Origin of the sequence: Microbacterium sp. (assembly GCF_049661145.1) — a bacterium.
Lineage (GTDB): Bacteria > Actinomycetota > Actinomycetes > Actinomycetales > Microbacteriaceae > Microbacterium.
This window is the reverse complement of the sequence record NZ_JBASZT010000054.1, coordinates 1-2,549: the sequence shown is the minus strand read 5'-3', so window position 1 is coordinate 2,549 and position 2,549 is coordinate 1. Positions and strand designations below refer to the sequence as shown.

At 71.3% G+C, this 2,549-nt stretch carries 3 protein-coding genes; all 3 read left to right on the top strand.

All coding sequences use genetic code 11. The features are described 5' to 3' along the window. Positions 1-106: 106 nt before the first annotated feature. The gene (gene hrcA / locus WBP48_RS02425; protein ID WP_424435546.1) at positions 107-1,144 is read left to right on the top strand and encodes a heat-inducible transcriptional repressor HrcA; all 1,038 of its coding nucleotides are present in this window, start codon (positions 107-109) and stop codon (positions 1,142-1,144) included. A gap of 52 nt (positions 1,145-1,196) precedes the next feature. Further along, on the top strand, positions 1,197-2,303 hold the full coding sequence (gene dnaJ, locus WBP48_RS02420) for a molecular chaperone DnaJ (RefSeq protein WP_424435543.1): 1,107 nt from the start codon (positions 1,197-1,199) through the stop codon (positions 2,301-2,303). A gap of 1 nt (position 2,304) precedes the next feature. After that, on the top strand, positions 2,305-2,549 hold a 245-nt coding region (locus tag WBP48_RS02415; RefSeq protein WP_424435540.1), incomplete at its 3' end, for an RNA methyltransferase PUA domain-containing protein.

The following is a 2,549-nucleotide window of genomic DNA, read 5'->3' as shown; positions in this document are numbered from 1 at the left end:
GGCTCGAGGACTGGGTGGGGCGATCAGCGGGCAGGCGGGGGGTGGGCGGGGGCGATGGCAGGTAAGATTGGCACTCAGCAACCGGGAGTGCCAACGAGGAGGGGTGATGGTCTCGGAACGCGGACTGCAGGTCCTCCGCGCGATCGTGCAGGATTACGTCGACACCCACGAGCCGGTCGGCAGCAAGGCGATCGTCGAGCGGCATCAGTTCGGCGTGTCCGCGGCGACGATCCGCAACGATATGGCGCTGCTCGAAGACGAGGACCTCATCGTCGCCCCGCACACCTCGTCCGGCCGTGTGCCGACCGACAAGGGCTACCGCGTCTTCGTCGACCATCTCGCCCAACTGCGGCCGCTCTCGCCCGCCCAGCGCTCGGCGATCTCGTCGTTCCTCGCCGATCCGGTCGACCTCGACGACCTGCTGGTGCGCACCGTCCGTGCGCTGACGCGGCTGACCGGCCAGGTCGCGATCGTGCAGTACCCCTCCTTCGCACGCGCCACTGTGACCCACGTCGAGTTCGTGCATCTCGGCGGGAACCGCATCGTCGTCATCGTCGTCACCGACACCGGCCGCGTCTCGCAGCGCGTCGCGTTCCTGCGCGAGGAACTCGTCGAGGCGGATGCCGCGGCCATCAAGCACGCCGTGGCACGGCTGGTGACGGGCAAGCCCGTGGCCGAGGCGGCGTCGGCGATCGCGGAGTTGTCGGCATCCGACCCGCTCGGAGGTCCGATCGACGATGCCGTGCGCACCGTCGCTCGCATCGTGGGGGAGGAGCTGGAGGACTTCCGCCAGGACCGCCTCGTCATGGCGGGCAGCGCGACGCTCGCGCGCCGCGAGAGCGACTTCCGCGGCAGCATCTACCCACTGCTGGAAGCGATCGAGGAGCAGGTGACGCTCCTGCGCCTCATGGGCGAGATGGTCGCTGACGAGCAGGGGCTCGCGGCGAGCATCGGTCGCGAGAACGAGCCGTTCGGGCTCGCCGAGGCATCCGTCGTGACCGGCGACTACGACGCCACCGGTGCGCGCGCGCGGGTGGGGCTGCTCGGCCCCACCCGCATGGACTACCCCACGAATCTCGCGGCGGTCCGCGCCGTCGCGCACTACCTGAGCAGGCTGCTCGACGAGGACGACCAGTCCCGCTGAGCGTCGCTCTCAGAACGAACCCCACCGCGCCCGTACGGGCAGGAAGGCGATTGTGGCCGACCACTACGAAGTCCTGGGCGTCTCGCGCGACGCGAGCCCCGAGGAGATCAAGAAGGCGTATCGGCGTCTTGCGCGCGAGCTGCACCCCGACGTCAACCCGGGTGCGGACGCGTCGGAGCGCTTCAAGCTCGTGACGCACGCGTACGACGTGCTGAGCGACCCCGAGCAGCGGCAGCGCTACGACATGGGCGGCGATGGATCGGCGTTCGGCGGCGGGCAGGGTTTCGGGGGGTTCGGCGACATCTTCGAGACGTTCTTCGGCGGAGGCGGCACACGCGGCGGCCGACCCCGGTCGCGCCGTGAGCGCGGCCAGGACGCGCTCGTGCGGGTGACCCTCGACCTCGGCGACGTCGTGTTCGGCACGCACCGCGACATCGAGGTCGACACCGCCGTGCTGTGCGAGACCTGCCAGGGCTCGTGCTGTCAGCCCGGCACGAGCGAGGCCACGTGCGACATCTGCCACGGATCCGGCCAGGTCCAGCGGACCGTCCGGAGCCTGCTGGGCAATGTGGTGACGTCGCAGCCGTGCACGGCGTGCCAGGGCTACGGCACGACCATCCCGTACCCGTGCGCCAGCTGTCAGGGACAGGGCCGCGTGCGCGCGCGACGCACGGTGTCGGTCGACATCCCCGGCGGCGTCGAGACCGGACTGCGGCTGCAACTGCCCGGTTCCGGCGAGGTGGGTCCCGCCGGCGGGCCCAACGGCGATCTGTACCTCGAGGTGACCGTCGCGTCGCACGAGACGTTCAGTCGCGAGGGTGACGACCTGCTGGCGACCCTCGAGGTATCGATGCCCGATGCGATCCTTGGCGCCCAGACCACGATCGCGTCGCTCGACGGAGACGTCGAGCTCGAGGTGCGCGCGGGCGTGCAGTCCGGCGACGTGCTGACGATCAAGGGACGGGGCATCACCCCGCTGCGCGGTGGCACGCGCGGCGACCTGCGCGTCGCTGTGCAGGTGGTGACGCCGACGCGTCTGGACGCCAAGCAGCGCGCGCTCATCGAGGACTTCGCGAAGAAGGCGAAGGCGCCCGCCCCGCGGCTCGCGCAGTTCCACCAGGGCATGTTCTCGAAGCTGCGCGACCGCTTCCGGGGCTGAGATGGTGCTCCACTTCCTCATGGATGCCGGCGGCGCCGGGCTCTCGGATGCAGGCGGCGAGACGGCGGCGCCCACGGAAGCCCGGGTGGGCGAGCTGGTCGCCATCACCGGTGCCGAGGCGCATCACGCCGCCGTGGTCCGGCGGGTGCGCGTGGGCGAGGAGGTCACCGTCGGCGACGGCCGAGGGCTGTGGCTGACCGGCGACGTCGAGGAGGCCGCGCCCCGGCGCGTCGCCGTGCGCGTAAC

Bases quoted from the DNA above. Each gene is read 5' to 3' on its own strand.
- hrcA (WP_424435546.1), top strand. From the start codon at position 107: ATGGTCTCGGAACGCGGACTGCAGGTCCTCCGCGCGATCGTGCAGGAT.